This is a genomic window from Paraciimarium castrense LEGE 11436, from assembly GCF_056633055.1.
Map to the genome: position 1 here is coordinate 28486 of NZ_JBSJOW010000005.1, position 24276 is coordinate 52761.

Below are 24276 nucleotides of genomic sequence, written 5' to 3' on the forward strand. Positions count from 1 at the left end.
GGCGCCGCCCCCCTTGCGCTCACATCCGCTCCAGGGTGGGAATGCCCAGCAGCCCCATGCCCAGCTTCAGGGTGGCGGCGGTGAGTTGGCAGAGGGCCAGGCGGGAGGCGCGGGCCGGCTCAGGTGCCTTGAGAACGGGCACCTGGTCGTAGAAGCGGTTGAACACCTGGCTGAGCTCGAACAGGTAACTGCACAGGCGGTTGGGCAGCAGCTCCTCCTCCACCTCCACGATCACGCCATCGAGCTTGAGCAGCTCCCGCACCAGGGCCCATTCCTGCGGTTCGCTGAAGATCAGTGAGGCATCCGCCGCTACCGCGGCAGCTTCGGAACCGGCCGCCGCCCCATCGCCCCCCTTGCGGGCGATGCCGGCGATGCGCACCACGGAATAGAGCAGGTAGGGGGCCGTGTTGCCCTGCAGCGCCAGCATGCGATCAAAGCTGAACTGGTAGTTGGTGCTGCGGTTCTGGCTGAGATCGGCGTACTTCACCGCCGCCAGGCCCACGGTGGTGGCCACCTGCTCGATGAAGGCCTCGTCTTCGCTGCGGCCTTCCTCGCTGAGCCTTCGGCGCAGGTCGGCCTCGGCCCGCTCCACGGCCTCATCCAGCAGGTCGCGCAGGCGCACGGTGTCGCCGGCGCGGGTCTTCAGCTTCTTGCCGTCGTCGCCCTGAACCAGCCCGAAGGGCACATGCTCCAGGCGTGCCCCGGCCGGGATCCAGCCGGCCCTCTCGGCCACCTGGAACACCCCCGCAAAGTGGGCCGCCTGGCCCGCATCGGTCACGTAGATCACCCGCCGGGCCCCATCCCCCTCCGGCGGCGCCGCGAAGCGGTAGCGGATCGCGGCCAGGTCGGTGGTGGCGTAGTTGAAGCCGCCGTCGCGCTTTTGCACGATCACCGGCAGGGGCTTGCCGTCTTTTCCACTCACGCCTTCGAGGAACACGCAGCGGGCGCCGTCGTCGGTCACCAGCAGGCCACAGGCCTCCAGATCGGCCACCACCGCCGCCAGATAGCGGTTGTAGAACGACTCACCCCGCTCGCTCAGGTCGATGGCGAGGCGGTCGTAGAGCTTCTGAAACTCGCGGCGGCTCTGGTCGCACAGCAGCCCCCAGGCCTTCAGCGACACCGGATCGCCCCCCTGCAGCTTCACCACCTCCTCGCGGGAGCTGGCCTGGAAGGCGTCATCGGCATCGAAGCGGGCCTTGGCCTGGCGGTAGAAGGCCACCAGATCGCCCAGGTCCACCGCGTCGGCGGTGCTGAGGGCCTCCGGCGCCACCTGCTTGAGATGGGTGATCAGCATGCCGAACTGGGTGCCCCAGTCGCCCACGTGGTTGAGCCGCAGCACCGGATGGCCGCGAAACTCCAGCACCCGGGCCAGGGAGTCGCCGATGATCGTGGAGCGCAGGTGCCCCACGTGCATCTCCTTGGCGATGTTGGGGCTGGAGAAGTCCACGATCACCGGCGCCGGCGCTTCGGCGCCGGGCTCCCGCACGCTCGGCACCCCCAGGCGCGGATCATCCAGCCGCTGCGCCAGCTCGGCCGCCAGCCGCTCCTGCCGCAGGGTGAGGTTGATGAAGCCCGGGCCGGCAATCTGGGGCTCCAGGCAGAGCTCCGTGAAGCTGGGGTCGGTGCCGAGCTCAGCCACGAGTGCGCTGGCGATGGCGCGGGGCGCCTGGCGCAGCGGCTTGGCCAGGGCCAGGGCGCCATTGGCCTGGAAATCGCCGAATTCAGGCTTGCTGGCCGCCGCCAGCTGGGGATCCAGGCGACCTCCGTCCTGCTGCGCCGCCGCCGCCTGATCGGGAAACGCCCGCTCCAGGGCCGCCGTGAGCTGGGCTTCAAGGGCGTGGACGATGCGCAGCATGGGTGGCAGGGGCGGCCGGTGTGCCGGGGTGGAACAACAATCCGGCTCCGATCATCCCCCTCCGCCTTCCGTCGCTGTGCCCCCAGCCCCCGGGCTGCAGGGCCATGTCACATCGGGCACGCCGTCGGCTGCCCTGGGTCACCTCCGATTCACGCTTTCTTCCTGGGTCGCAGCGGTGAATGGCGCTAGGGGTGGGGAGCAGCACTCGCTTCCGCTGGTGTGCCCGCGCTTCGGCCTGATTGGAGAGTGATCTGTTGCCCGATCCCCATCGTTTCGCTGGCCACGCTGCGGCACCACTCCCGTCATGACCCCAATCGATCAGCGGCCTCGCTTGCAACGCAGCGGTGCCCCAGGTGGTTGGCGCCGGGGTCAGCGCTGGTTCCTGCTCTGGAACGGTGACGCCGGGGCAGATCCCGCTGGGGCGCAGCCCAGGCCTCAGGCCTCGGGCGATGCCGCAGGTTGCAGACCGGCGTGGCGGCCAGGCCTGAGCTTCAGCGTTGCCTCCTTGCTGAAAAAGCGCCGAAACTCCAGAGAGCTTCGGCGCCAGAGATCGTTATCAAACGGGCTGAATCAGCCTTAGAAGGAGAACGTGGTTTTCAACATGCCACCAAAGGTGTCATCCGTGCCGGTGTTCTCGATGTAGAAAAAGGCGGGAGTCACGGCGATGTTGTCCGTGACCTGCCAGTTGTACCAGAGCTCGTAGGCCAGGTTGTCATTCCCATCGCCCCCATCAACCCAGAGGCTGTTGCTGCAGGTTCCCACCGTGCCGCACTTGCCCCCATCCACCACTCCCACACTGCCCAAGGCCATGCCCAGGCTGTTGCCCTTGATGAACATGTCATCCCAGGTGAGGCCCACCATCCAGCTCCACGCCTCATCGTTGGAGCGGCGGTCGATGTCCGACCAGCCGAAACCGGCGCTGATCGAAGGTACCCAGCCAGCTTCCTTCGGCTGCCAGTAGCCGCTCACGGCCACGTTATTGCTGGCGCTGGTGGGGAAGAGCTCGAACGGATCGTAGTCAGAGTAGGTATAGGCAATGGCACCGCCCCAGTTCTCTCCGATGTAGCCCCCCTGCGCGGTCACGATAAAGTCCCGCCCGGCGCCGACGGTTGAGTCGGAGGCTGCACCGATGTCAGACACGTAGGCCATGGTAAAAGCCCATCCTTCCTTCTGCCACTGCAGGCCGGCTCCGGCACCCTGGGTCTTGTTGTAGGTGGCCTGGGCGCCGGCGTAGTTGAAGATGTCGAGGCCCATGTCCACCGGATAAGCGGTGGGCCAGAGCACGATGTCGTCCTGGGCAACGTTGGCACCCACGGTGGCGATGAAGTTCTCACCGATGGGGAACTGATAGAAGAGACGATCGATGAATACGGAGTCGGCGGAGTCCTCCTCACCGAAGCTGATGCCCAGGGCGGTGTTGCCGTTGCCGAACACAGAGCTGCCGAAGTTGCCTGCCCGCAGGGTGGTGCGCAGCAGGTCCTTGCCGGAGAAGCTGGTGTCGAAGCTGAGCTGAACGTCGTAGTTGGCGGTGATGTTGTCACCAAAACCGGTGTTCCCGGCGCCACCCAGCACCATGGTGGCCTGACCGCTGAGCTTGGTGGTGGTGGAGAACTGGCTGGCCTCCAGCTCACCCACCTTGGCCTCAAGGCCGTCGACGCGACCCTTGAGGATGGCCAGCTCCTTCTCGAACTCGGCCATCAGGCGCTTGAGCTCGTCGGTCACCTCGGTGACGCGGTCGAGACAGGCGTTCAGAAGCGCAGCGGCTTCAAAACGGGTCATGGCCCGCTGGCCGCGGTAGGTGCCGTCGGGGTAGCCGGCGACGCAGCCGTAGCGCTCAACCAGGTTGGAGAGAGCCTGGTAGGCCCAGTCCGTGGGCTGCACGTCCGAGAACTGGGAGATGCTGGTCACCTGCTCCTGGGAGGCGTACCGGTCAACGCCGTCGAAGTTGAGCTCGGCAGCCGTGGCGGCCACAGGGGCCAGCAGTCCAAGTGCTGCGGGGGCAACCAGCAGTTGCTGGAACAGGTGCATGGGTTCCTCACACGAAAAGGAAAGGTAAGCGTAGTAACGATTCTCATTCTCAACACAGTGGTCTGTGCCGGTGGGCCTTCTGGCTGGTTGGGTCAAGCGGGCTGTCGTCAGGCTCAGAGTTGCGCCCATTCCCCTGGCAGTACATTGGCCACGAGAGTGAATCCGCCTCGGCCATCCGGCTTGATCACATAGGCGATGCCTTGGGGATCTGGATAGATGCCAGTTGCAGATTCAAAAATGTCGTCATGGCCAACAATCACTGTGTTGCTGCCGCGTTCTGGAAGTTCAGTCAGTAAGGGAGTGACGTTCTTCTTCATCAAAGCAACCAAGTCATCGGTGTACTCCTCGTAGGGAAGAAAATTCAGACGTGAATCCTTCTTGTCATACCCTCCAAAGGCCAGGTTCGCCGTCTGCCAGGAGCGACAGTACTCGCTGGAGATCACTCTGCTCACGGGAATGCCCTTGGTCGTGAAGGCGGCACCAATATCTCTGGCATCCTGAATGCCCTGCTGGCTCAACTGACGCTGGGTCGAGCACTCGCCCAGGCTCATGTTGGGATCGGCTTGATCGGCATAGTCTTTCACGGTTTGAGCGTGACGAAAATAGATGACATAGCCTCCCTGTTTCAGGGCTGATAGCAGCGCTTTGCCACTAATTCGATCTTGAAAGTCTGCGTTGGCCTGTTCACCAGGGGACAGCGCCTGAGCCAAGCGAAGTGGGGCAATGGTCTGGCCCCCTGTGCGCGTTGAGACGCGTTCAGATTCACTCACTGCAGTCCATGCAGGCTGATGGGCAGCCGACACTCCGATGATGCCCAAGGCAAGAGACAGGACTAGTCGGGACATGAAGCAAAACCTCTTTAGAACGGAACTAGAAGCAACTTGTTCAATGGAATCATGCTTGTCAGATCTCATCACCCATCCACAGATAAATGTTAGACGGTGGAGCACAGGCTAAGGAGCGCCAATCCGCGTCTGAACCCTATGGGATCAAGGAAGAAGCCGATGGCTTGTGCATCACTCCTGCAAGTGCTGATTATTACAGGCTGGACACACTGAGTGCGCTCTTGATCGGTCAGGGTGACATTTCATACGTTTACGGGTGTCATGACCGATGCCATCTGCAGTCGAAATGGCTAAACAAGGTGTGTGGTTCAGGAGTAGAGGTCTGCATTGACCTGGCCAGATATCGGCAAAGGTGTGGCTGCCCTGCGGTGGTGGAGGTCCTGGCCCGGGCTCTGGCGCTCCGCCGCGGCGTACGTGAAACCAGGCGATCCAGCCAACCCATCCAGCTGCGATGCGTCGTCGTTTCTGCTCGCTGAGGCTTGCCTGGAGGAACCACTCTGGGTTGTGGAGGTGAGCGCCCAGGCAGAGCTCAGGGACAGGTTGATCAGCATGGGCCTGCATCGGGGTTGCCCGCTGCGGGTGGTGATGCGCGCTGCCCGCGACTCCCATCTGGTGGCGGTCGCCAATGCCCGCCTGGCCCTGGATGGGGCGATGAGCCGAGCCATCCGGGTACGCCGCTCAGCCATCCAGATCGCCCCGGACGCGCCGTCAAGCTCCATTCCATCGCTCGCTTCATCCATGGACATGTCACCCCAGGGAGCCACGCAGCAGCCCGGCTCAGCGCACCCGGTGGATCAGGTGCAGCTGCAGACCCTCCCCGCAGGCAGCCGCGGCCGTGTTCAGGGGTATCGGCAGGGCTCGAGAAGTTACCGCCAGAAACTTCTGGCCATGGGCCTCACTCCTGGAACCGAGTTTGAAGTCACTCGCCATGCCCCGATGGGCGATCCGGTGGAATTGAAAGTGCGGGGATTCTCACTCATGCTGCGTAAGCATGAAGCTGACATGTTGATCGTTACGGTGTTACGCCATGCCTGAAGCCATCATCGCCCTTTGTGGCAATCCGAATTGTGGCAAGACAACCCTGTTCAACGAGCTGACTGGCACCAATCAGAGGGTTGGCAATTGGCCCGGAGTCACGGTCGAGCGCAAGGAAGGCCTGCTCGAGGTTGGTTCCATGCCGGTGCGGCTCGTGGATCTGCCTGGTATCTACTCGCTTGACCTGGCTGATTCCCAGGGAGGCCTCGATGAAAAGGTGGCCAGGGATTATCTGACCTCCGGCAAGGTGAATCTGATCATTAATATTGTTGATGCCTCGAATCTGGAGCGGAATCTCTATCTCACTGCCCAGATCATGGAGATGCGTCTCCCCATGATCGTGGCCCTCAACATGATTGATGTGGCCGAAGAGGCGGGCTTCGCCACCGACAGCGTCGCCCTCTCCGAGCGGCTGGGATCCCCGGTCGTTCCGCTTGTGGCTGCGAAGGGCATTGGGGTGGAGAGCCTCCTGCATGGCGTGGAGCGTGAGCTGCAGAGCCCGACGCCACCCCGGCCCTATGTGGCCTACCCGCCAGTGGTGGAGGATGCCATCGCCGCCCTGATGCCCCAGCTCGGCTGCCTGAGCGCCGCTGTGGGCGCCGGCAGCCTCACGCCGGACCACCGCTGGCTGGCCCTCAAGCTTCTGGAGGGCGGTTCCCAGGGCGAGACCCTGCTAACCGGCCGGCGCGAGCTGAGCCAGCAGGTGGCGAGCCATCGGCGCCGCATCCGCCAGGTTCTCCAGGACGACATCGATGTGGTCTTCGCCGACAGCCGCTACGGCTGGATCCGGCAGCTGGTCTCTGGCGTTGCCCGGCAGACCCGTCTCGTCAGCCGCAGTGTGTCAGACCGGATCGATCAGGTGGTGCTGAACCGCTGGCTGGGGATCCCCATCTTCCTGCTGGTGATGTATGCACTCTTTCTGGTGACGATCAACATCGGTGGAGCATTTATTGATTTCTTTGACATTGCTGCGGGCACCATCTTCGTGGATGGATTCGGCGCCCTGCTGGCTGCGGCTCGGATGCCTGAATGGCTGATCCTGATCCTCGCCGGAGGTGTCGGTGCCGGCATCCAGACCGTAGCCACGTTCATTCCCATCATTGGAATCCTGTTCCTTTTTCTGGCCATTCTGGAGGATTCGGGCTACATGGCCCGGGCGGCCTTCGTGATGGATCGCTTCATGCGCGTGATCGGCCTGCCAGGCAAATCATTTGTACCCATGCTGATTGGGTTTGGCTGTAATGTGCCTGCCATCATGGCCACCCGTACGCTTGAAAACAGGCGCGATCGGTTGCTCACGATCATGATGAATCCCTTCATGTCCTGTGGGGCGCGACTGCCGGTCTACGCCCTATTCGCTGCGGCCTTTTTCCCTTTATCCGGTCAGAACGTGGTGTTTGGTCTTTACCTCATCGGCATTGCCATGGCCGTACTCACCGGCCTGATCCTGAAAACCACCATCCTGCGTGGCCAGGCATCCCATTTCGTCATGGAGTTGCCGGCCTACCACATGCCTACCATCAAAGGGGTGCTGATCCGAGCCTGGGAGCGGTTGAAAAGCTTCATCATGCGGGCCGGAAAAGTGATTGTGATCATGGTGATGGTGCTCAGCATCCTCAGTTCAGTGGGTGTTGATGGCAGCTTTTCCAATGACAACAGTGATCGATCTGTGCTCAGCAGTGTCAGCCGATCAATCACTCCTGTTTTCAGCCCTCTTGGCATCCGTCAGGAGAACTGGCCGGCCACGGTGGGAATCTTCACCGGTGTGTTTGCCAAGGAGGCCGTTGTGGGAACCCTTGATGCGCTCTATTCCACGCTTGGGGTCCAGGATGATGCAGCCCGAGGCCTCGCTCCCCAGGCCGACGACGACTTCCGCTTCTGGGATGGCCTGGCCGAGGCGGTGGCCACCATTCCAGCAAACTTGTCGGAGGTTCCCGCCATGCTGCTCGACCCCCTGGGCATCAATGTGGGTGATGTCAGCAACGTGGATGCAGCGGCCGAGGCGCAAGCGGTTGGGGTGGGAACGTTCGGCGCCATGGCCACCCGCTTCAACGGCAGGATCGGAGCTTTTGCCTACCTGATCTTTGTGCTGCTCTACTTCCCCTGTGTGGCCGCCATGGGTGCGGTCTACCGGGAAACCAACGGGGGCTGGACAGCCTTTGTCGGCCTCTGGACCACGGGTCTGGCCTACGCCGCATCCACCCTCTTCTATCAGGTGGGAACCTTTGCCAGCCATCCGCGCCTGTCCATGGGCTGGATTCTGGCCGTCATGGTGGCTGCTGCCCTCACCATTCTCGGCTTGAAGGCCATCGGCCCCCGGGCCGTGGCCCCGGAGCGCGAGCGGCTGAATGATGCCTCTGCCCAAGCCCTGTGAGATCCAGATCCTGTGATTCTCAGTCTTCTCCAGAATTACTTACGAGACCATCGAGCGGCTTCGCTCACCCAGATGGAAGCCAGCCTGGGTGTACCAGCTGACGCTCTGCGAGGCATGTTGGATCTGCTGGAGCGTAAGGGCCGGGCCCAGCGCCTGCCTCGTGCGCAGCGCTGCCATGGCTGCACGCTTTGCGATGAGAAAGCATTGGAGTTCTACCGCTGGATGGGCGACACGGACGTACCGGTTCAATGGCCCTGTCAGCAGGAGCAGTGTCCTCAGTGAGTCTCGCTGGAGATCGCTTCTGCATCATCCTTGCCGCCCATCGATCAGCTTGATGTGACTCTGCCCAGCACACTGAGGACATCAGCGACGCGCAAGCGACGATGAAAAGCACTTGACAAAATGGTACGCATGATCTAGTGTGGAACGTTAAATTCGACTCTGCAAATCATTTTCGGCGCGCAGCGCTGGCGACGCGATCAGGCCCTCGGCCTGCCTGGTGAACGCGCTGATCGCAGGCTCGTCCCACGCTGACCCGCCATGCAGCCAACACCCTTCAGTCCAGCGATCTTCTGTTGATGCCAGTGTCCCAAGCCATGCGTGCCACACCCAGTCCGACCACATCCAGTCCGACCACGCCCAGCAACCTTGAGCGCTCGGCTTCCAGCCAGGCCTTCGGCAGCAGCAGCTTTGTGCTGGTGTACCACCGCTCTCCCTATGACCTGAAAACCGCTGCCGATGGCAGCACTGAGTTTGTCGACCAGAAGAGCCCGAACGGCATCATTCCCACCCTCCGCAATCTGTTTCTGGAGGAGCGCTCCGGCACCTGGATTTCCTGGCGCCAGGATGACGACGCCGCCAATGCCGCTGATGAACGACTCACCGTTCCATCGGCCAACCCGTTCACCTTGCGACGGTTGCCGCTCACCGAGAAGCAGATTTCAAGCTTCTATCATGTGACCTCGAAGGAATCCTTCTGGCCGATTCTGCACAGCTTCCCAGGCCTGTTCAGTGTTGACAACTCAGACTGGGACACCTTCGTAGGGGTCAACCAGTCGTTTGCCCGTGCGGCCTGTGAGGAGGCGGCCGAAGGAGCCACCATCTGGGTGCACGACTACAACCTCTGGCTGGCCCCAGCCCAGATCCGGGCCCTCAGGCCCGATGTGCGGATCGCTTTCTTCCACCACACGCCGTTCCCCTCCAACGACGTATTCAGCATCCTGCCCTGGCGGGACGAAATCCTCGACAGCCTGCTCTGCTGCGACCTGGTGGGCTTCCACATCCCCCGCTACGCCGACAACTTCTCCCGCACCGCCATCAATCTGCGCGGCGCCCGCTGTGGGGATCCCGTGCCCGTGGCCGTGAAGTTCCGCCACCACGGCAGCGCCCTGGCCCAGCCCACGGTGTTGCCCTGGTTGGAGCACAACGGTCGTCGGGTGCACATCCAGGCCTCACCGGTGGGGACCTCCCCGGATGTGATTCGCGAGCTCAGGGACAGTGCCGAGGTGCAGACCATGGCGGCCCAGATCTCCGAGCAGCATGCCGGCCGCAAGCTGATCATCTCGGCCTCCAGGGTGGATTACACCAAGGGCAATGAGGAGATGCTGCTCTCCTACGAGCGCGTGCTCGAGCAGCAGCCCCAGTGGCACGGTGAAGTGGAGTTGTTCCTCGCCTGTGTGGCCGCCGCCAGCGGCATGCGCATCTACGAAGACATCCAGCGCTCGGTGGAGGAGATCGTGGGCCGCATCAATGGCCGCTTCGGCCGCATCGACTGGACCCCGGTGCGCCTTTCCACCCGCCGCACCCCCTACGACGAGCTGGTGGCCTGGTTCAGCCAGTCCGACGTGTGCTGGATCACGCCGCTGCGGGACGGCCTCAACCTGGTGGCGAAGGAATACGTCGCCGCCCGCCAGGGCCAGGGCGGGGTGCTCGTGCTCTCGGAGTTCTCCGGGGCCTCGGTGGAACTGGAAGACGCCGTGGTCACCAACCCCTACTCCCACCGCAGCATGGACGCGGCCATCGTCGCGGCCCTGGAGATGCCCCTGGAGGAGCAGAAGCAGAGAATGGCCTCGATGTCGGAGGCGGTGGAGGAATTCACGGTGCAGCACTGGGCCGAACAACAACTGGGCACCCTGCGCGCGATTTGAGCATCCCCTCCAGACGCTGGCTCCTGGCCCTCGGCCTGATGCTCGGGATGGTGGTCGCCCTGGCCGGGGCCGTGGGTGGCTGGCGCAGCCTGGCCGGTGCTCAGGAGCCCACCTCGGTGCGGGTGCTGATGCCCGCTCCCTTCGCCGATGCCACCGCCGAGCAGGTGGCGGCCTTCAACCGCGAGCACCGCGATCTGCGCATCGCCGTGACCCGGGGCCCCTTTGAGACTGAGTCGGTGTCGGATCTGGCGATCAGCAGCCTGCTGCTGGGGGACAGCCCCTACGACCTGCTGCTGATGGACGTCACCTGGACGGCCAAGTACGCCGCCGCCGGCTGGTTGCTGCCCCTCGACGACTGGCTCGGCGCCGAGGCCCTCGAGCCTCTCGCCCCGGGCGCCCGCGCCGGCAACCGCATCGATGGCCGCCTCTGGCGCCTGCCCCTGGTGGCCGACATGGGCCTGCTCTACTGGCGCACCGACCTGATGGACGCCCCGCCCCGCACCCCCGCCGAGCTGGTGGCCGTGTCGGAGCAGCTGCAGCGCCAAGGCCGGGTGCGCTGGGGCTACGTGTGGCAGGGCCGCCAGTACGAAGGCCTCAGCTGCGTGTTCCTGGAGGTGTTGCACGGCTTCGGCGGCGCCTGGCAGGCCGACCAGCCCGGCATGGGATTGCTGACACCCGCCGCCGACCAGGCCGCCGCCTGGATGCGCTCCCTGATCGACACGGGCGTCAGCCCCGCCGCCGTGGCCAACTTCGCCGAACCGGAGGCCCTGCAGAGCTTCGAGGCCGGCGACGCCGCCCTGATGCGCAACTGGCCCTACGCCTGGCAGGAGCTGCAACGGCCCCAGAGCGCCGTAGCTGGCAAGGTGGGCGTCACCACCATGGTGGCCGAGCCCGGTCAGACCTCCGGCGCCACCCAGGGCAGCTGGGGACTCTCGGTGCTGGCCGGCACGCCCCATCCCGCCGAGGCCGTGCAGGTGCTGCAGGCCCTCAGCGGCGCCGAGAGCCAGCGCCAGCTGGTGCGGCGCTGGGGCTACACCCCCACCCTCACCGCCCTGTTCGACGACCCGGAGCTCGTGCTGGAGCGCCCCCTGCTGCCCGTGCTGCAGCAGGCCCTGGAGGCCGTGGTGCTGCGTCCGATCAACCCCGGCTACGCCCAGCTCAGCGACATCGTGCAGCGCCAGCTCAGTGGCGTGATCACCGGCGACACCCCGCCGGCCCAGGCGATGGACCGGGCTGGGCGAGCCAGCCAGCAGCTGCTGCAGGCGAGCGGCCAGGCGGCGCTGCGATGAGTGCGGCCCTCGCCCTGCTGCTGATCGCCCCGGCGCTGCTGCTGCTGCTGGCCGTGTTCGTGTGGCCGATCCTGGATTACGCCTGGCTGAGCCTGCAGGCCCAGTCGGTGTTCACGGGCCTGGAGCCCGTGCCGGTGGGGCTGGCCAACTGGCAGCGGCTGCTCGGCGACGGCCGCTTCTGGCAGGACGCCGCCCAGACCCTGCGCTTCGCGGTGGTGTCGGTGGGACTGGAGCTGCTGCTGGGGCTGGCCATCGCCCTGCTGCTCCATCAGCGCTGGCGGGGCCGGGGCCTGGTGCGCAGCCTCAGCCTGCTGCCCTGGGCCCTGCCCACCACCGTGATGGCCCTGGGCTGGCGCTGGATCTTCAACGACCCCAACGGGCCGATCAACGGCCTGCTGCAGACCATCGGCCTGCCGAGCCTGCCCTTCCTGGCGTCGCCCCAGCTGGCCTGGCTGGCCGTGGTGCTGGCCGATGTCTGGAAAACCACTCCCTTCGTGGCCCTGCTGCTGCTGGCCGGGCTGCAGAGCATTCCGGCCGATCTCTACGAGGCCCTGGCCCTCGAGGGTGGCCGCCCCTGGCAGGCCCTGCGCTGGATCACCCTGCCGCTGCTGCGCCCCTACATCTTCATCGTGCTGCTGTTCCGCCTGGCCCAGGCCCTGGGGGTGTTCGATCTGGTGGCCGTGCTCACCGGCGGCGGCCCCGCCAGCAGCACCGAGAGCCTGGCCCTCTACGCCTACCTCAATGCCATGCGCTTTCTCGACTTCGGCTACAGCGCCACGGTGATGCTGGGCATGTTCGCCCTGCTGCTGGCCTGCGCCCTGGCCCTGGTGCTCAGCCAGCGCCGGCGGCGGGAGGGCGCGGCATGAGCCAGGCCCCTTCCCCCCGTGGCGGTCGCCTGGCCCTGGTGGCGCTGCTGCTGATCTGGAGTCTGGCGCCCATGCTCTGGCAGCTCTACACCTCCCTGCGCACCCCGGAGGCCCTGCTGGCCGGCGCAGAGGCCCTGGGCCGCGGCTGGACCCTGGCCAACTACGGCGCCGTGCTGGGCAGCGATCCCCCCTTCTGGCGCTACCTGCTCAACAGCACCGTGGTGGGGGCCCTGAGCACCCTGCTCACCCTCGCCCTCGCCATCCCCTGTGCCTATGCCCTCAGCCGCCGCGGCGGCCTGCTGCGGCTGCTGGTGGGCGGCGGTCTGCTGGCGGCGGCGGTGTTCCCCTACGTGCTGCTGTTTCTGGCCCTGCTGCAGGTGGCGCGGCAGCTGGGACTGGCCAACAACCTGCTGGCCCTGTGCCTGCCCTACGCCGGTCTGTCGCTGCCCCTGGCCCTGCTGCTGCTGCAGGCGGCCTTTGCGGAGCTGCCGCGGGAGCTGGAGGAGAACGCCGTGCTGGAGGGCTTCAGCCTCTGGCAGCGGCTGCGCTGGATCCTGCTGCCGCTGATGGGGCCCTCGGTGGTGAGCACGGCGCTGCTGGTGTTCCTGTTCAGCTGGAACGAGTTTCCGATCGCTCTCACCTGGCTCAGCCGCAGTGAGCTGCTCACCCTGGCGCCGGCCATGGCCCGCATCGCCGGCTCCTCGGTGTTTACGGTGCCCTACGGCGCCTTCGCCGCCGCCACCGTGCTGGGCAGCGTGCCGCTGCTGGCCCTGTTGCTGCTGTTCCAGCGCCAGATCGTGGCCGGCCTCACCCAGGGAGCGATCAAGGGATGAGCAGCGCACCAGCCCCTGCCCTGCGCCTCGAAGGCCTCGAACGCCGCCTCGGCCAGCGCTCGATCCTGGCGGGCATCGACCTGCGGGTGGAGCCGGGCGAGTGTGTGGCCCTGCTGGGGCCGAGCGGCTGCGGCAAGAGCACGATCCTGCGGCTGATCGCCGGCCTCGATCAGCCCGATGGCGGCCGCATCCTGCTGGGTGAGCGGGACATCACCGCCCTGCCGGCCGGGCGGCGCCAGGTGGCCATGGTGTTCCAGAGCTATGCGCTCTACCCGCACCTGAGCGTGGCCCGCAACCTCTCCCTGGGCATGGAGCTGCGGGGGGTGCCGCGGCAGCAGCGGCAGCTGGAGATCGCCCGGGTGCTGGCCATGCTGCAGCTGGAGGACCAGAGCCAGCGCCGCCCCGCCGACCTCTCGGGCGGTCAGCGCCAGCGGGTGGCCCTGGCCCGGGCCCTGCTGCGCCAGCCGCGGGTGTTCCTGCTCGATGAACCGATGAGCAACCTCGATGCCCAGCTGCGGGAGGAGTTGCGCCCCCAGCTGCGCACGATCCTCTGCGGCAGCCAGGCCCCGGTGGTGTACGTGACCCACGACCAGCAGGAGGCCATGGGCATCGCCGACCGCATCGCCGTGCTGCAGCAGGGACGCCTGCAGCAGTGCGGCACGCCCCAGGAGCTCTACGGCACGCCCGCCAACGTGGCGGTGGCCCGTTTCATCGGCCGGCCCCAGATCAACCTGCTGCCGATGCAGCACGGCCTCCTGGTGGGCATCCGCCCCGAGCACCTGTATCCAGTCACCGAGGGCGGTCTGCCGGTGCAGGTGCTCAGCCGCGAGTGGCACGGTGCCAGCCAGCAGCTCACGCTCAGCAGCCCCCACGGCGAGCTGCGCTGGACCTGCGACGGCAGCCAGCCGATCGCCAGCACGCTGCAGCTGGGCTGGGACCGGCGCCACGAACATCGCTTCCAGCAGGCCAGCGGGCTGCGCTGCTGAGGCCCGGGTGCTGGCGCTGGCGGCCATTTGCGCTTAAACCAAGACAGAGCGAGAGGGTCTGGATGCCTGATGCCTGATCCGGTGGCGCACTGGTGGGAAGGCTGTGTGATCTACCAGTTGCTGCCGCGCAGCTTTGCCGATGCCAATGGTGACGGCATCGGCGATCTGGCCGGCATCAGGGAGAGGCTGCCCTACCTGAGCTGGCTGGGGGTGGACGCGATCTGGATGACGCCGATCTACCCCTCTCCGCTCAAGGACGGCGGCTACGACATCACCGACTTCAAGTCGATCCACCCTGATCTGGGCTGCATGGCCGACCTGCGCCAGCTGCTGGAGCAGGCCCATCGGCTCGGCATCAAGGTGGTGCTCGATCTGGTGCTGAACCACACCAGCGTGCTGCACCCCTGGTTCCAGCGGGCCCGCTGGGCGCCGAGCGGCAGCTCCGAGCGCGACTTCTACGTGTGGCGGGATCGCGACGACGGCTACGCCGACGCCCCCGTGCTGTTCCGCCGCTACGAGAGCTCCAACTGGGAGTGGGATGAGGTGGCGGGCCAGTACTTCCTGCACCGCTTCCTGCGCCACCAGCCCGACCTCAACTACGCCAACCCCGCCGTGCAGGAGGAGATGCTGGCGGTGGTGGACTTCTGGTTGGAGCAGGGGATCGACGGCTTCCGGCTCGACGCGGTGCCCTTCCTGTTCGAAGAGGAGGGCAGCCGCTGCGAGGGCCTGCCTGAGACCCACGCCTTCCTGCGGCGGGTGCGGCAGCGGGTGGACGCCTGTGACCGCGACGTGCTGCTGCTGGCCGAGGCGATCCAGCCGGTGCAGGAGTCGGCTCCCTACCTGGCGGAGGGGGAGCTGCATGCGGCCTTCGAGTTCGCCCTCACCGCCCACCTGTTCGCGGCGGTGGCCCAGGGGCGCTGCGACCAGCTCTACACCTGCCTGCGCGAGGCCCAGAACGCCGTACCGGGCTGCCGCTGGGCCCTGCCCCTGCGCAACCACGACGAGCTGTGGCTGGGCGATGGCCACCTGGTGAGCGATGCGGTGGTGGAGGCGGTGTGCACGGGCTTCCCCAACGCCGAGGGCCACTGGCTGAACTGGGGCATCAACCGTCGGCTGGCGCCGATGCTCAACGGTGATCCGCGCCCCAACACCCTGCTGCACAGCCTCATCTACAGCCTGCCCGGCATCCCCTGCCTCTACTACGGCGATGAGCTGGGCATGGGCGACTGGCCCGGGCTGCGCGACCGCGATGCCAACCGCACGCCGATGGCCTGGACGCGGGACCGCGCCGGCGGCTTCTCCACGGCGCCCGATCCCCTGCTGGTGCTGCCGCCGATCACCGCCCCCGGCTACGACTACCGGGTGGTGAACGTGGCCGTGCAGCAACAGCTCTCCGGCTCCCTGCTCAACTGGCATCACCGCATGCTCACCAGCCGCCAGCAGTTGCCGGCCCTGCGGCTGGGGGATTTCCAGCTGCTGGAGAGCGACCACCCCTCCGTGCTGAGCTACGCCCGCAGCACCGGCGACATGACCATGGTGGTGGCGGCCAATGTGTCGGGCACGGGCGCCTCCACCCAGCTCGATCTGGGCCAGTGGCGGGGCAGCCGCATGCGCGAGGTGGTGTGGGGCTGCGAGTTTCCCGCCGCCAATGACAGCTGGTTCATCTACCTGCCCGCCTACGGCTTCTTCTGGTGGCTCGTGGGCGAAGCGGACATGGTGTCCGAGGCTGAGGAGCCGCCTCAGCCCGAAAGGGCGGAGCCGGTGGCCGCCAGCTCCTGATCCAGCAGCCGCTGCACCTCGGGCCGCAGCCGTTCGGCCTCGGCGCTGTCCACGAAGCCGAGGCGGCAGCGCCGCCAGAGCACGTCGTCGCTGCTGCGGGCCCACTCGTGGCGCACGGCGTGGCGCACTTCCGCGGCGGTGAGTGGAATCACCGGGCTCAGGGGTTCCCTTTCCTGGGGCGAGGCGGCGCAGGCCAGCACCGCCTCGGCCTGCAACCCGTGGCTGGCGAGCAGATGCTGCACCAGGGCCGGTGGGTGCTCAGCGCCGAGGCGCTGCTTCAGGGCGGCGAGCCCCCGGCGGGTGGACTCAGGCTCCTCTTCGGCACCAAGGATGGGCGTGGGTCCGGCGGGCTCCGCCAGGGGACGGCCCAGCTGGGCTGCCACGGCCTTCAGGCCATCGAGGGCCATGGGGCGGCAGGTGGTCCACTTGCCGCCCATCACGCTGATCAGCCCGGAGGGGAGCTGCTCCACCTCGTGCTCGCGCACCACGGTGGAGGTTTCCGGGGCGGAACCCGCCGCAGCGGGGCTGGCCGCGCTGGCCGGGCGCAGCAGGGGGCGGGCCCCTGCCCAGCGGCTGCACACCTGCGGCTCTCCGTGCTGGGGGAACCAGCGCCGCACGTAGCTGAGCAGGTAGGCCTCCTCCTCGGCGCTGGGGGCGTTGGCCTCCCCGACCGGGCAGGGGGTGTCGGTGGTGCCCACCAGGGTGCGGCCGAAGAAGGGCAGCACGAACAGCACCCGGCCGTCGTCGGTGGCGGGAATCAACAGGCCGGTGCCGCCGGGGCAGAGGTTTCCCTTCAGCACCAGGTGGATGCCACGGCTGGCCTGCAGCCGCGGGCCCTGGTCGGGATCGGCCATGCGGCGGATCGCGTCGGCGCCGATGCCCGTGGCGTTGAGCACCACCCGGGCCTGCAGCTCGCGGCGCTCGCCCGTCTGCAGGTCTTCCACCACCGCGCCGCTGAGGCGGTCCTGCTGGCGCAGCAGCTCCACCACCCGGGTGCGGGTGTGCACGCTCACGCCGAGGCCCGCGGCGGTGCGGGCGATCAGCAGGTTGAGCCGGGCGTCGTCGAACTGACCATCGCTGTAGGCCACGCCGCTGTAGCCGGGAGCCAGCTCGGGCAACTGCTGCTGCACGGTGCCGCGGGCCAGCCAGCGGCTGGCGCCGATGCCGCGGCGCCCGGCCAACAGGTCGTAGAGCCCCAGGCCGATGCCGTAGTAAGCCTGCTGAATGAAGCCGGCGGTGGGCAGCAGCAGCTCCAGCCGGTGGGCCAGAAACGGCACCGCCTCCAGCCAGTGGCCCCGCTCCCCCAGTGCCTCCCGCACCAGCTGCAGCTGGCGCCAGTCCAGCCGGCGGAAGGCCAGTTCCAGGTAGCGCACGCCGCCGTGCAGCAGCTTGGTGCTGCGGCTGCTGGTGCCCTGGGCGATGTCGCCCGCCTCCACCAGGGTCACCGAGAGGCCACGGCGCACGGCCTCAAGCGCCACGCTGGCCCCGGTAGCGCCGCCACCGATCACGAGCAGATCCACGGTCATCAGGCTGCTCCGGAAGGGGAATTCACTGGGCTCTGCAGGGGCTGGTCGGGTTCATGCCAGTGCAGGCTGCGCTCCACGGCGGACCGCCAGCGCTGCTGCCGATGTTGGCGCTGCTCCGGGCTGATCGCGGGCTCAAAGCGCCGGGCACCGGGGGCCTCGGCCAGGTCGCTCCAGGCGCCCAGGCCCTCCAGCTCTCCAGCCTGCACCCCGGCCAGCAGGGCCACGCCCCGCGCCGTGCTCTCCAGGTCGGCCCGGCGCCGCACCGGCAGGCCGGTGGCATCGGCCTGGGCCTGGAGCAGCAGATCGGCGGCTGCGGCTCCGCCATCGGCAGCGAGCTCCTGCAGGGGCTCGCCCAGGGCCTCTTCGGCCAGCTCCACCAGGGTGGCCACCGCCAGGGCGATCCCCTCCAGGGTGGCCCGGGCGAGCTGGGCCGGGCCGGTGTCGCGGCTGAGGCCGATCAGCAGGCCCCGCGCCGCCGGATCCCAGTGGGGCGTGCCCCAGCCGGTGAAGGCGGGCACCAGCATCACGCCGCCGCTGCTGCTGCAGCTGGCCGCCAGGGCGTTCACCTGGTCGGAGCGCTCGATCAGCCGCAGGCCGTCGCGCAGCCACTGAATGGCGGTGCCGGCATTGAAAAGGCTGCCCTCCAGGCAGTAGGTGGGCCGGCCGGCGGCATCGGTCCAGCCGACGGTGCTGAGCAGGCCGGCGTCGGAGCGCTGGATCGTGGCGCCGGTGTTGATCACCAGGAAGGCGCCGGTGCCGTAGGTGCACTTGCCCTCGCCGCTGGTCAGGCAGCTCTGGCCCAGGGTGGCGGCCTGCTGGTCTCCCAGCACCGCCGTGATCGGCACGCCGGCGAAGGGCAGCCCCGCCGCGATCGTGCCGAAGGCGGCCTGGCTCGGCAGCAGCTCCGGCAGGGCATCGGGCGGCACCCCCAGGCTGGAGGCGAGCTCGAGATCCCAGCGCAGCTGCTCCAGGTCCATCAGCAGGGTGCGGCTGGCATTGCTGCAGTCGGTGGCATGGCGTCCGCACAGCCGCCACAGCAGCCAGCTGTCCACGGTGCCGAAACACAGCTCCCCGGCCGCCGCTGCCGCCGCCGCCGCCGGCAGCTCGCGCAGCAGCCACACAATCTTGCTGGCGCTGAAGTAGGGGTCCACCAGCAGGCCGGTGCGCTGGCGGATGGTGGCCTCCAGCCCCTGCTGCTTCCAGGCGGCGCAGAGGGCGGCGGTGCGGCCGTCCTGCCACACGATCGCCGGGGCCAGGGGCTCCTCGGTGCCCCGGCGCCAGAGCACGGTGGTTTCACGCTGGTTGGCGATCCCGCAGGCCACCACGGCGCGGCGCTGCTCCGGGCTGATCGCCTGCTCCAGCTGCTGCAGAGCGGCCAGCTGGCTCTGCCAGATCGCCTCCGGGTGCTGCTCCACCCAGCCATCCGCCGGGTAGTGGCACTCCAGGGGGGCGCTGCAGCAGGCCACCTGCTGGCCCTGGTGGTCGTAAAGCGCCGCCCGGGAACTGGTGGTGCCCTGGTCGATGCTCAGAAAGAGGGCAGAACCCATGCAGCCACCTGTTTTGAGTTTGGTACCACAACAGGCCGGGCTGAACCCAGGGATCCACCCGGCCGCAAGGAAGTGCAACGGTGGGCCGATGGGGCAGGGTGACTGCAGCGGCCCCCGGCCGCCCGACGCCCCGGCAGCCCGCGCCATGCCCCTCTCGCCCAACCCCCTGAGCCCGGACGCCCTGCTCGAGGACCTGGCCGCCCCTGCCGAGCTGCTGATCGTGCAGGACCTCGACGGGGTGTGCATGGAGCTGGTGCACGATCCGCGCCAGCGGCGGCTGGAGCCGGCCTACATCCGCGCGGCGCGGCAGCTGGAGGGGCAGTTTGCGGTGCTCACCAACGGCGAGCACGAGGGCAGCCGCGGCGTCAACCGGGTGGTGGAGCAGGCCCTGGCCAGCCTGGCCGAGCCCGCCGCCGAGGGTCTCTACCTGCCCGGGCTGGCGGCCGGTGGCGTGCAGCTGCAGGACCGCTTTGGCCGGGTGAGCCATCCGGGGGTGTCGGCCGGGGAGATCGCCTTCCTGGCGGCGGTGCCGCAGCGGCTGCGGCGGACCTTGCTGGAGCGGCTGCCGGCGCTGTTGCCCCACCTGGATGGGGATCGGCGGCAGGCCCTGGTGGAGGCGGCCGTGCTCGACAACCTCCTCTCCCCCAGCCTCAACCTCAACGGGCTGTTCGCCGCGGTGGAGGCGAACGTGGCCCGCCAGCAGGATCTGCAGGCCCTGGCGCTGGCGGTGATGGGGGAGGTGCTGGCGGAGGCCGCGGCGGCGGGCCTGGGCGAGGCTTTCTTCCTGCACCTGGCCCCGAACCTCGGCAGCCGGGACGGCGCTGAGCAGCTCAAGCCCGCCAGCCCCGCCGGCACCGGCACCACGGACTTCCAGCTGATGCTGCGCGGCGCCCTCAAGGAGGTGGGCCTGCTGGTGCTGCTCAATCAGGCCATCGGCCGCCGCAGCGGCAGCCCACCCCTCGGCGCCGACTTCAACGTGCGCACGGCCCCCCACGACCACCCCAGCCTGCTGGAGCTGGCCCGCTCGGCCTTCGAGCCGGCGCTGATGCCCACCCTGGTGGGGGTGGGCGACACGATCACCTCGGTGCCGGCGCCAGGCGGGGGCTGGCTGCGGGGCGGCAGCGACCGGGGCTTCCTCACCCTGCTGCAGGAGCTGGGCGCGGTGTTCGGCACGGCCAACCGGGTGGTGCTGGTGGACAGCAGCGGCGGCGCCGTGGACCGCCCCTCCCACGCCGATGGCCGCCTGGTGGGTCTCACCGATCCGCAGGATTCCCTGCGCATCGACGCCAGCCTGGCCGGCGGGCCGCGGCAATACGTGGAGCTGTTCGGCAGGCTCGCCGAGCGCCGGGGTCAGGCCCTCAGGGGTTGAGGCCCAGCTCGCGCTCCATGCCGGCCAGGGCCACCTCGGCCACCAGCTGGATGCGGTAGCGGCAGTGCTGCGTGGTGGTGCCGTCGAAGCGGCCGTGCTCCCAGTACTTGTTGCTGCCGGCGCCGCCACCGCAGAGGCCGAAATAGTCGCAGCTGGCCCGGCAGCGCTCCACACCGGTGCGGATCTCGCGCTCCACCTGCTGGAACTTCGGCGTGCCGGCCAGATCCACCAGGCTGTCGCGCAGCACATGGCCGAAGCAGAAATCGCCGAAGCGTTCGGTGTGCACCGACAGCAGCTCCGGATCGAAGGTGGACATGTTGCCGCGGGCATCCACGTTCACGATCGCGAAGGGGGTGTTCATGTCGGTCTGCACCAGGCGGGCTTCGCCGCAGGCCAGGCTGGTGATTCCCTCGAACTCGCGGATCCGCAACCGCTCGGGCTGGTCGCCGCAGCGGTCCCAGACGCGCTCCATGAACTGGCGGTAGCGGGCCTCCAGGGCGGGCCGCTCCCCCGCCGAGACCTCCAGGCTGGACTGGGTGTTGACGCCCTCGGTCTCCTCCATGTTGAAGCCCACGTCGCCGATGCCCTGCTGCAGGAAGAAATCGACGATCGCGTCGGCATGGTCGAGCCCGGCGGCGGTGAGCACGCAGATCACCTCGAAGGGGATGCCCCGCCGTTGCAGCCAGTCCACCCCCCGCATCACGGCGGCATGGCTGGGCAGGCCGGTGCGGGTGACCCGGTGGGCGTCGTGCAGGAAGGCGGGGCCATCCATGCTCACGCCCACGTGGATGTCGTGGCGCTCGAAGCAGTCGCACCAGGCCGCATCGATCACGGTGGCGTTGGTCTGCAGCGACTGCACCACCGTGGAGGGCGGCAGCCCGTGGCGCTGCAGCACGGCCTGGATGCGGGCGCTGGCGGCGTCGTAGAAGGCGATCGGCATGGTGAGCGGCTCGCCCGCATGCCAGAGCAGGGTGAATCCCCCGTCAAAGAAGGGGCTCTCCAGCACCCGCTCCAGGGCCGCCTCCAGCAGCTCCAGCGACAGCCGGGTGCGGTCGTCCCGCTGGGGCAGGTAGCAGTAACTGCAGTCGAGGTTGCAGAAGGGGGTGGGCTGCAGCACCAACAGCCGCACCGGCCCATAGGCCAGCTCCCCTGAAGCCGCCTCCCTGGCGGCCAGCTCGGCTGGGGGCAGCTCAGGCACCGGGGTGACGCTCATCGGGGCCTTGCTCAGCGGAAGTTGCGGAAGCCACCGCCGTTGCGGAAGCCCCCATTCCTGAAGCCGCCCCCATTGCGGAAGCCGCCATTACGGAAGCCACCGCCATTGCGGAAGCCGCCGTTGCGGAACCCCCCGTTGCGGAAGCCGCCATTGAAGAAGCCGCCGTTGCGGAAGCCTCCGTTGTAGAAGCCGCCATTGCGGAAGCCGCCGTTGCCCCAGCCCACGGTGGGGGCGTTGACGAACACGTAGGCCAGGGCGTCCGGTGGCCCGGCCTCTGGCCCCAGTTCCTCACGATCCTGGCCTTCCAGGTCGGTGCCGGCCTGCTGCTCCCTGTCCCGCACCACCGCTGCAATGCGCTGCATCCGCTCCTCGATGCTGGCGGTCGATCCCTGCTGCGCGGCGGCGGTGGCCAGGGCCGCTGCGCAGTCGAGCGGCAACGACACCAGCAGCAGCAGGCCGAACAGGCGGGAGCGGGTCAGAAAGGCCATGACAGGTGCTGGGAAGAGACGCGCGGACGGAAAAAAGGAACGGCGGGAAGGGGAGCAGAGGCCGCTTCAGCTGCCGGGTTCGGGCTGCTGATCGCCGTCGGCCGCGGGCAGGGGCCTGATCGCCTCCCGGCCCAGCAACAGCCCCTGGAAGATCTCATCGACCTGCTCATGGGCAGCGCCGGGGCCGGTGCCGGGCGCCAGCCAGCGATCCACTGCGGCCACGTCTTCTGGCCTGCCGTCCACATAGCCCTGCAGCAGCCGGGCGATGGCCAGATCCACCAGGTTGCGGAAGGCGGAGTCGTTCTCCGGCAGCAGGCAGGCCACCCCATAGCTCTCGAAGGGCTCGTCGGGCACCAGCGCCAGGTCCTTGAGGCCCCGGGCCCGGGCCAGGGCAGCGAGCACCTTGGTGTCACCGATCACTCCCTCCACCCGGTTCGCCTCCAGGGCATCGAGGGCCTCGGACAGGTTGGCGAACGGCACCAGCCGGGCCTCGGGCTGCATCCCCTCGAGCTCCGTCTCCGCCAGGGTGGAGCGCACCACGCCGATCGGGCGGCCGGTCAGGGCGGCGGGATTGCCGTCGAAGCGGCCGGCCGGGGCCAGCAGGCGCAGGCCCGACACGCCGATGGGCATTGAGAAGTCGGCGGTCATGTCGGCTTCCCAGCTGAAGGGAATGCCGCAGGCCAGGTCGGCGGTGCCGGCCGTCACCCGAGCGGCGGTGGCGGCCAGGTCGGGCTCCATGACCAGCCGGAGCCTCACGGGACGGCCCACGGCCCTGGCCAGCTCGGCGGCGATCCGCTCGCCCAGCAGCACCGCGTAGCCCTGGGGCTGGCCCTCGTTGCCACCGCTCAGCAGGGGCGGCGCGTCGGCGGGGCCGACCAGCACCAGTTCCCCGGAGCGGGCCACCCGTTCCACGGCTCCTCCCGCCAGGGCGGCAGCCGGAACCGCCAGCCCCCCAGCCACGGCCAGGGCTGCCAGGGTGGCCGTGCTGCAGAGCGCGCGGCCGAGGCGGCGGGCTCGGCGGCAGCTCAGGCCGAGGGGGCTGCCGTGATGGGCCGATCCCCCTCGGGAGGGAGCGGCCGAAGGGCCTGGGGAAGACAAAGCACGCCACGCCGGATGCCCCAGGACTCTGGCAAGGCCTGGGGCATCCGGCCATGCGGCGGGCTGCAGCCTGCGGGATTCTTCATTGCGACGACGCCCGCTCAGATCCACTGCTGCGCAAAGCGCATGCTGATGTCCAGCCAGGGGCTGCGGGTGATCGGCGCACTGCTGGAGATCAGGTCCACGCCGCTGGCTGCACAGGCGCGCAACTGGGCCGGCTCCACCCCGGAGGCCTCCAGCACCACGGCCCGGCCCAGGTCTGTGGCCAGCCGGCGCAGGACCGGCACCAGCTCGGCCAGGGCACCAGGGCTGAAGCCATCGAGCAGCACCGCGTCAGCGCCGGCCTGGATCGCCTGCTCGGCCTCGGCGGCCGTCTCCGCTTCCACGATCACCCGGGCGGGCCAGGGGGCCGCAGCCCGCACCGCCGCCAGGGCCGGCACCACCCCGCCCGCCCAGGCCAGGTGGTTCTCCTTGAGCATGGCGGCGTCGTCGAGCCCGAAGCGGTGGTTGAGGCCGCCGCCACAGCGCACGGCGTATTTCTCCAGCAGCCGCAGCCCTGGAGTTGTCTTGCGGGTGTCGGCCAGACGCACGCCGCTGCCCTCCAGCTGCTGCACCAGCTCGGCGGTGGCCGTGGCGATGCCGCTCAGGCGCATCGCCAGGTTCAGGGCCGTGCGCTCGCCTGCCACCAGGGCCGCGGCATCTCCCTCCAGCTCCAGCAACCGCTGATCGGCCTGGATCCGCTCGCCATCACCCACCAGCAGCCGCACCTGCAGCTCGGCATCGAGCAGGCGGAACAGGGGCTCCACCAACGCCCCGCCACTGAACACCCCGGCGCGCCTGGCCACCCAGTGGGCCCGGCCGCGCACCCCCGTCAGGGCGGGCGCCGTGAGGTCGCCGCGGCCCAGATCTTCCGCCAGCCAGGCGCGCAGCAGGGGCTCGAGTTGCAGGGGGCTCAGCGGTGGCATGGCAGCGAGCGCGGCAGGGGGGCAGACCCTCCA

Annotated in this window: 19 protein-coding genes; 10 read left to right on the plus strand and 9 right to left on the minus strand. The window is 68.4% G+C overall.

The features are described 5' to 3' along the window. Positions 1-19: 19 nt before the first annotated feature. The 3 genes from argS to ACWJIO_RS08705 all read right to left on the minus strand — a co-directional run bounded on the left by argS (position 20) and on the right by ACWJIO_RS08705 (position 4701). Positions 20-1855, minus strand: coding sequence for an arginine--tRNA ligase (gene argS, locus ACWJIO_RS08695; RefSeq protein WP_480312857.1), 1836 nt, complete (start codon positions 1853-1855; stop codon positions 20-22). Between the two features lie 576 nt (positions 1856-2431). Next, positions 2432-3883, minus strand: a complete 1452-nt coding sequence (locus ACWJIO_RS08700; protein ID WP_480312859.1) for an iron uptake porin — start codon at positions 3881-3883, stop codon at positions 2432-2434. Positions 3884-3996: 113 nt separating this feature from the next. Beyond that, positions 3997-4701 carry a histidine phosphatase family protein gene (locus ACWJIO_RS08705; RefSeq protein WP_480312861.1) on the minus strand — a complete coding sequence of 235 codons (705 nt, stop codon included), beginning with the start codon at positions 4699-4701 and terminating at the stop codon, positions 3997-3999. 441 nt (positions 4702-5142) lie between these two features. On the opposite strand from ACWJIO_RS08705, the gene ACWJIO_RS08710 reads away from it, so the two are divergent. From ACWJIO_RS08710 to ACWJIO_RS08750, 9 genes are all read left to right on the plus strand, one after another. Further along, complete coding sequence (locus ACWJIO_RS08710; protein WP_480312863.1) at positions 5143-5763, plus strand: FeoA family protein; 621 nt, start codon at positions 5143-5145, stop codon at positions 5761-5763. Then, a complete protein-coding gene (gene feoB / locus ACWJIO_RS08715) occupies positions 5756-8137 on the plus strand; it encodes a Fe(2+) transporter permease subunit FeoB (protein WP_480312865.1) in 2382 nt (793 codons plus the stop codon). The genes ACWJIO_RS08710 and feoB overlap by 8 nt, the downstream gene beginning before the upstream one ends. Positions 8138-8149: 12 nt before the next feature. Further along, positions 8150-8419 carry a FeoC-like transcriptional regulator gene (locus ACWJIO_RS08720; RefSeq protein ID WP_480312867.1) on the plus strand — a complete coding sequence of 90 codons (270 nt, stop codon included), beginning with the start codon at positions 8150-8152 and terminating at the stop codon, positions 8417-8419. Positions 8420-8733: 314 nt separating this feature from the next. Further along, positions 8734-10284 carry a glucosylglycerol-phosphate synthase gene (gene ggpS / locus ACWJIO_RS08725; RefSeq protein WP_480312868.1) on the plus strand — a complete coding sequence of 517 codons (1551 nt, stop codon included), beginning with the start codon at positions 8734-8736 and terminating at the stop codon, positions 10282-10284. Between the two features lie 38 nt (positions 10285-10322). After that, a complete protein-coding gene (locus ACWJIO_RS08730) occupies positions 10323-11573 on the plus strand; it encodes an ABC transporter substrate-binding protein (protein ID WP_480313170.1) in 1251 nt (416 codons plus the stop codon). Continuing rightward, positions 11570-12439: a carbohydrate ABC transporter permease gene (locus tag ACWJIO_RS08735; RefSeq protein ID WP_186698069.1), complete on the plus strand. Its 870-nt coding sequence runs from the start codon at positions 11570-11572 to the stop codon at positions 12437-12439. The genes ACWJIO_RS08730 and ACWJIO_RS08735 overlap by 4 nt, the downstream gene beginning before the upstream one ends. Beyond that, complete coding sequence (locus ACWJIO_RS08740; protein ID WP_480312871.1) at positions 12436-13272, plus strand: carbohydrate ABC transporter permease; 837 nt, start codon at positions 12436-12438, stop codon at positions 13270-13272. The genes ACWJIO_RS08735 and ACWJIO_RS08740 overlap by 4 nt, the downstream gene beginning before the upstream one ends. After that, on the plus strand, positions 13269-14258 hold the full coding sequence (locus tag ACWJIO_RS08745; protein ID WP_480312873.1) for an ABC transporter ATP-binding protein: 990 nt from the start codon (positions 13269-13271) through the stop codon (positions 14256-14258). Before ACWJIO_RS08740 ends, ACWJIO_RS08745 begins: the two co-directional genes overlap by 4 nt. Before the next feature lie 69 nt (positions 14259-14327). Further along, positions 14328-16037 carry an alpha-amylase family protein gene (locus ACWJIO_RS08750; RefSeq protein WP_193912987.1) on the plus strand — a complete coding sequence of 570 codons (1710 nt, stop codon included), beginning with the start codon at positions 14328-14330 and terminating at the stop codon, positions 16035-16037. On the opposite strand, the gene ACWJIO_RS08755 is transcribed toward ACWJIO_RS08750, so the two are convergent. Further along, the gene (locus ACWJIO_RS08755; RefSeq protein WP_480312875.1) at positions 15998-17563 is read right to left on the minus strand and encodes a glycerol-3-phosphate dehydrogenase/oxidase; all 1566 of its coding nucleotides are present in this window, start codon (positions 17561-17563) and stop codon (positions 15998-16000) included. The genes ACWJIO_RS08750 and ACWJIO_RS08755 overlap by 40 nt on opposite strands. Further along, positions 17563-19110 (minus strand): FGGY family carbohydrate kinase, encoded by a 1548-nt coding sequence (locus ACWJIO_RS08760; protein ID WP_480312877.1) that lies wholly within the window; start codon positions 19108-19110, stop codon positions 17563-17565. Before ACWJIO_RS08760 ends, ACWJIO_RS08755 begins: the two co-directional genes overlap by 1 nt. Before the next feature lie 145 nt (positions 19111-19255). On the opposite strand from ACWJIO_RS08760, the gene stpA reads away from it, so the two are divergent. Beyond that, on the plus strand, positions 19256-20479 hold the full coding sequence (gene stpA / locus ACWJIO_RS08765; RefSeq protein ID WP_480313171.1) for a glucosylglycerol 3-phosphatase: 1224 nt from the start codon (positions 19256-19258) through the stop codon (positions 20477-20479). Here the strand turns inward: stpA and grrM are convergent. The 4 genes from grrM to nadC form a co-directional block, all read right to left on the minus strand. Continuing rightward, positions 20469-21692: a cyclophane-forming radical SAM/SPASM peptide maturase GrrM/OscB gene (grrM, locus tag ACWJIO_RS08770; RefSeq protein ID WP_480312878.1), complete on the minus strand. Its 1224-nt coding sequence runs from the start codon at positions 21690-21692 to the stop codon at positions 20469-20471. The two genes, stpA and grrM, sit on opposite strands and share 11 nt — an antisense overlap. Positions 21693-21703: 11 nt before the next feature. Then, positions 21704-22180, minus strand: a complete 477-nt coding sequence (gene grrA / locus ACWJIO_RS08775; RefSeq protein ID WP_480312880.1) for a GrrA/OscA1 family cyclophane-containing rSAM-modified RiPP — start codon at positions 22178-22180, stop codon at positions 21704-21706. A gap of 66 nt (positions 22181-22246) precedes the next feature. Next, the gene (gene grrP, locus ACWJIO_RS08780) at positions 22247-23278 is read right to left on the minus strand and encodes an extracellular substrate binding-like orphan protein GrrP (RefSeq protein WP_480312881.1); all 1032 of its coding nucleotides are present in this window, start codon (positions 23276-23278) and stop codon (positions 22247-22249) included. A gap of 101 nt (positions 23279-23379) precedes the next feature. Continuing rightward, positions 23380-24243, minus strand: a complete 864-nt coding sequence (gene nadC, locus ACWJIO_RS08785; protein ID WP_480312882.1) for a carboxylating nicotinate-nucleotide diphosphorylase — start codon at positions 24241-24243, stop codon at positions 23380-23382. Between the last annotated feature and the right edge of the window lie 33 nt (positions 24244-24276).

What these genes read in the sequence shown, in the direction of transcription:
- nadC (WP_480312882.1), bottom strand. Translation starts at nt 24,243, where the DNA reads ATGCCACCGCTGAGCCCCCTGCAACTCGAGCCCCTGCTGCGCGCCTGG.
- ACWJIO_RS08700 (WP_480312859.1), bottom strand. Translation starts at nt 3,883, where the DNA reads ATGCACCTGTTCCAGCAACTGCTGGTTGCCCCCGCAGCACTTGGACTG.
- ACWJIO_RS08745 (WP_480312873.1), top strand. Translation starts at nt 13,269, where the DNA reads ATGAGCAGCGCACCAGCCCCTGCCCTGCGCCTCGAAGGCCTCGAACGC.
- grrA (WP_480312880.1), bottom strand. Translation starts at nt 22,180, where the DNA reads ATGGCCTTTCTGACCCGCTCCCGCCTGTTCGGCCTGCTGCTGCTGGTG.
- ggpS (WP_480312868.1), top strand. Translation starts at nt 8,734, where the DNA reads ATGCGTGCCACACCCAGTCCGACCACATCCAGTCCGACCACGCCCAGC.
- ACWJIO_RS08750 (WP_193912987.1), top strand. Translation starts at nt 14,328, where the DNA reads ATGCCTGATCCGGTGGCGCACTGGTGGGAAGGCTGTGTGATCTACCAG.
- ACWJIO_RS08730 (WP_480313170.1), top strand. Translation starts at nt 10,323, where the DNA reads ATGCTCGGGATGGTGGTCGCCCTGGCCGGGGCCGTGGGTGGCTGGCGC.
- ACWJIO_RS08755 (WP_480312875.1), bottom strand. Translation starts at nt 17,563, where the DNA reads ATGACCGTGGATCTGCTCGTGATCGGTGGCGGCGCTACCGGGGCCAGC.
- argS (WP_480312857.1), bottom strand. Translation starts at nt 1,855, where the DNA reads ATGCTGCGCATCGTCCACGCCCTTGAAGCCCAGCTCACGGCGGCCCTG.
- ACWJIO_RS08760 (WP_480312877.1), bottom strand. Translation starts at nt 19,110, where the DNA reads ATGGGTTCTGCCCTCTTTCTGAGCATCGACCAGGGCACCACCAGTTCC.
- ACWJIO_RS08735 (WP_186698069.1), top strand. Translation starts at nt 11,570, where the DNA reads ATGAGTGCGGCCCTCGCCCTGCTGCTGATCGCCCCGGCGCTGCTGCTG.
- stpA (WP_480313171.1), top strand. Translation starts at nt 19,256, where the DNA reads ATGCCCCTCTCGCCCAACCCCCTGAGCCCGGACGCCCTGCTCGAGGAC.
- ACWJIO_RS08740 (WP_480312871.1), top strand. Translation starts at nt 12,436, where the DNA reads ATGAGCCAGGCCCCTTCCCCCCGTGGCGGTCGCCTGGCCCTGGTGGCG.
- grrM (WP_480312878.1), bottom strand. Translation starts at nt 21,692, where the DNA reads ATGAGCGTCACCCCGGTGCCTGAGCTGCCCCCAGCCGAGCTGGCCGCC.
- feoB (WP_480312865.1), top strand. Translation starts at nt 5,756, where the DNA reads ATGCCTGAAGCCATCATCGCCCTTTGTGGCAATCCGAATTGTGGCAAG.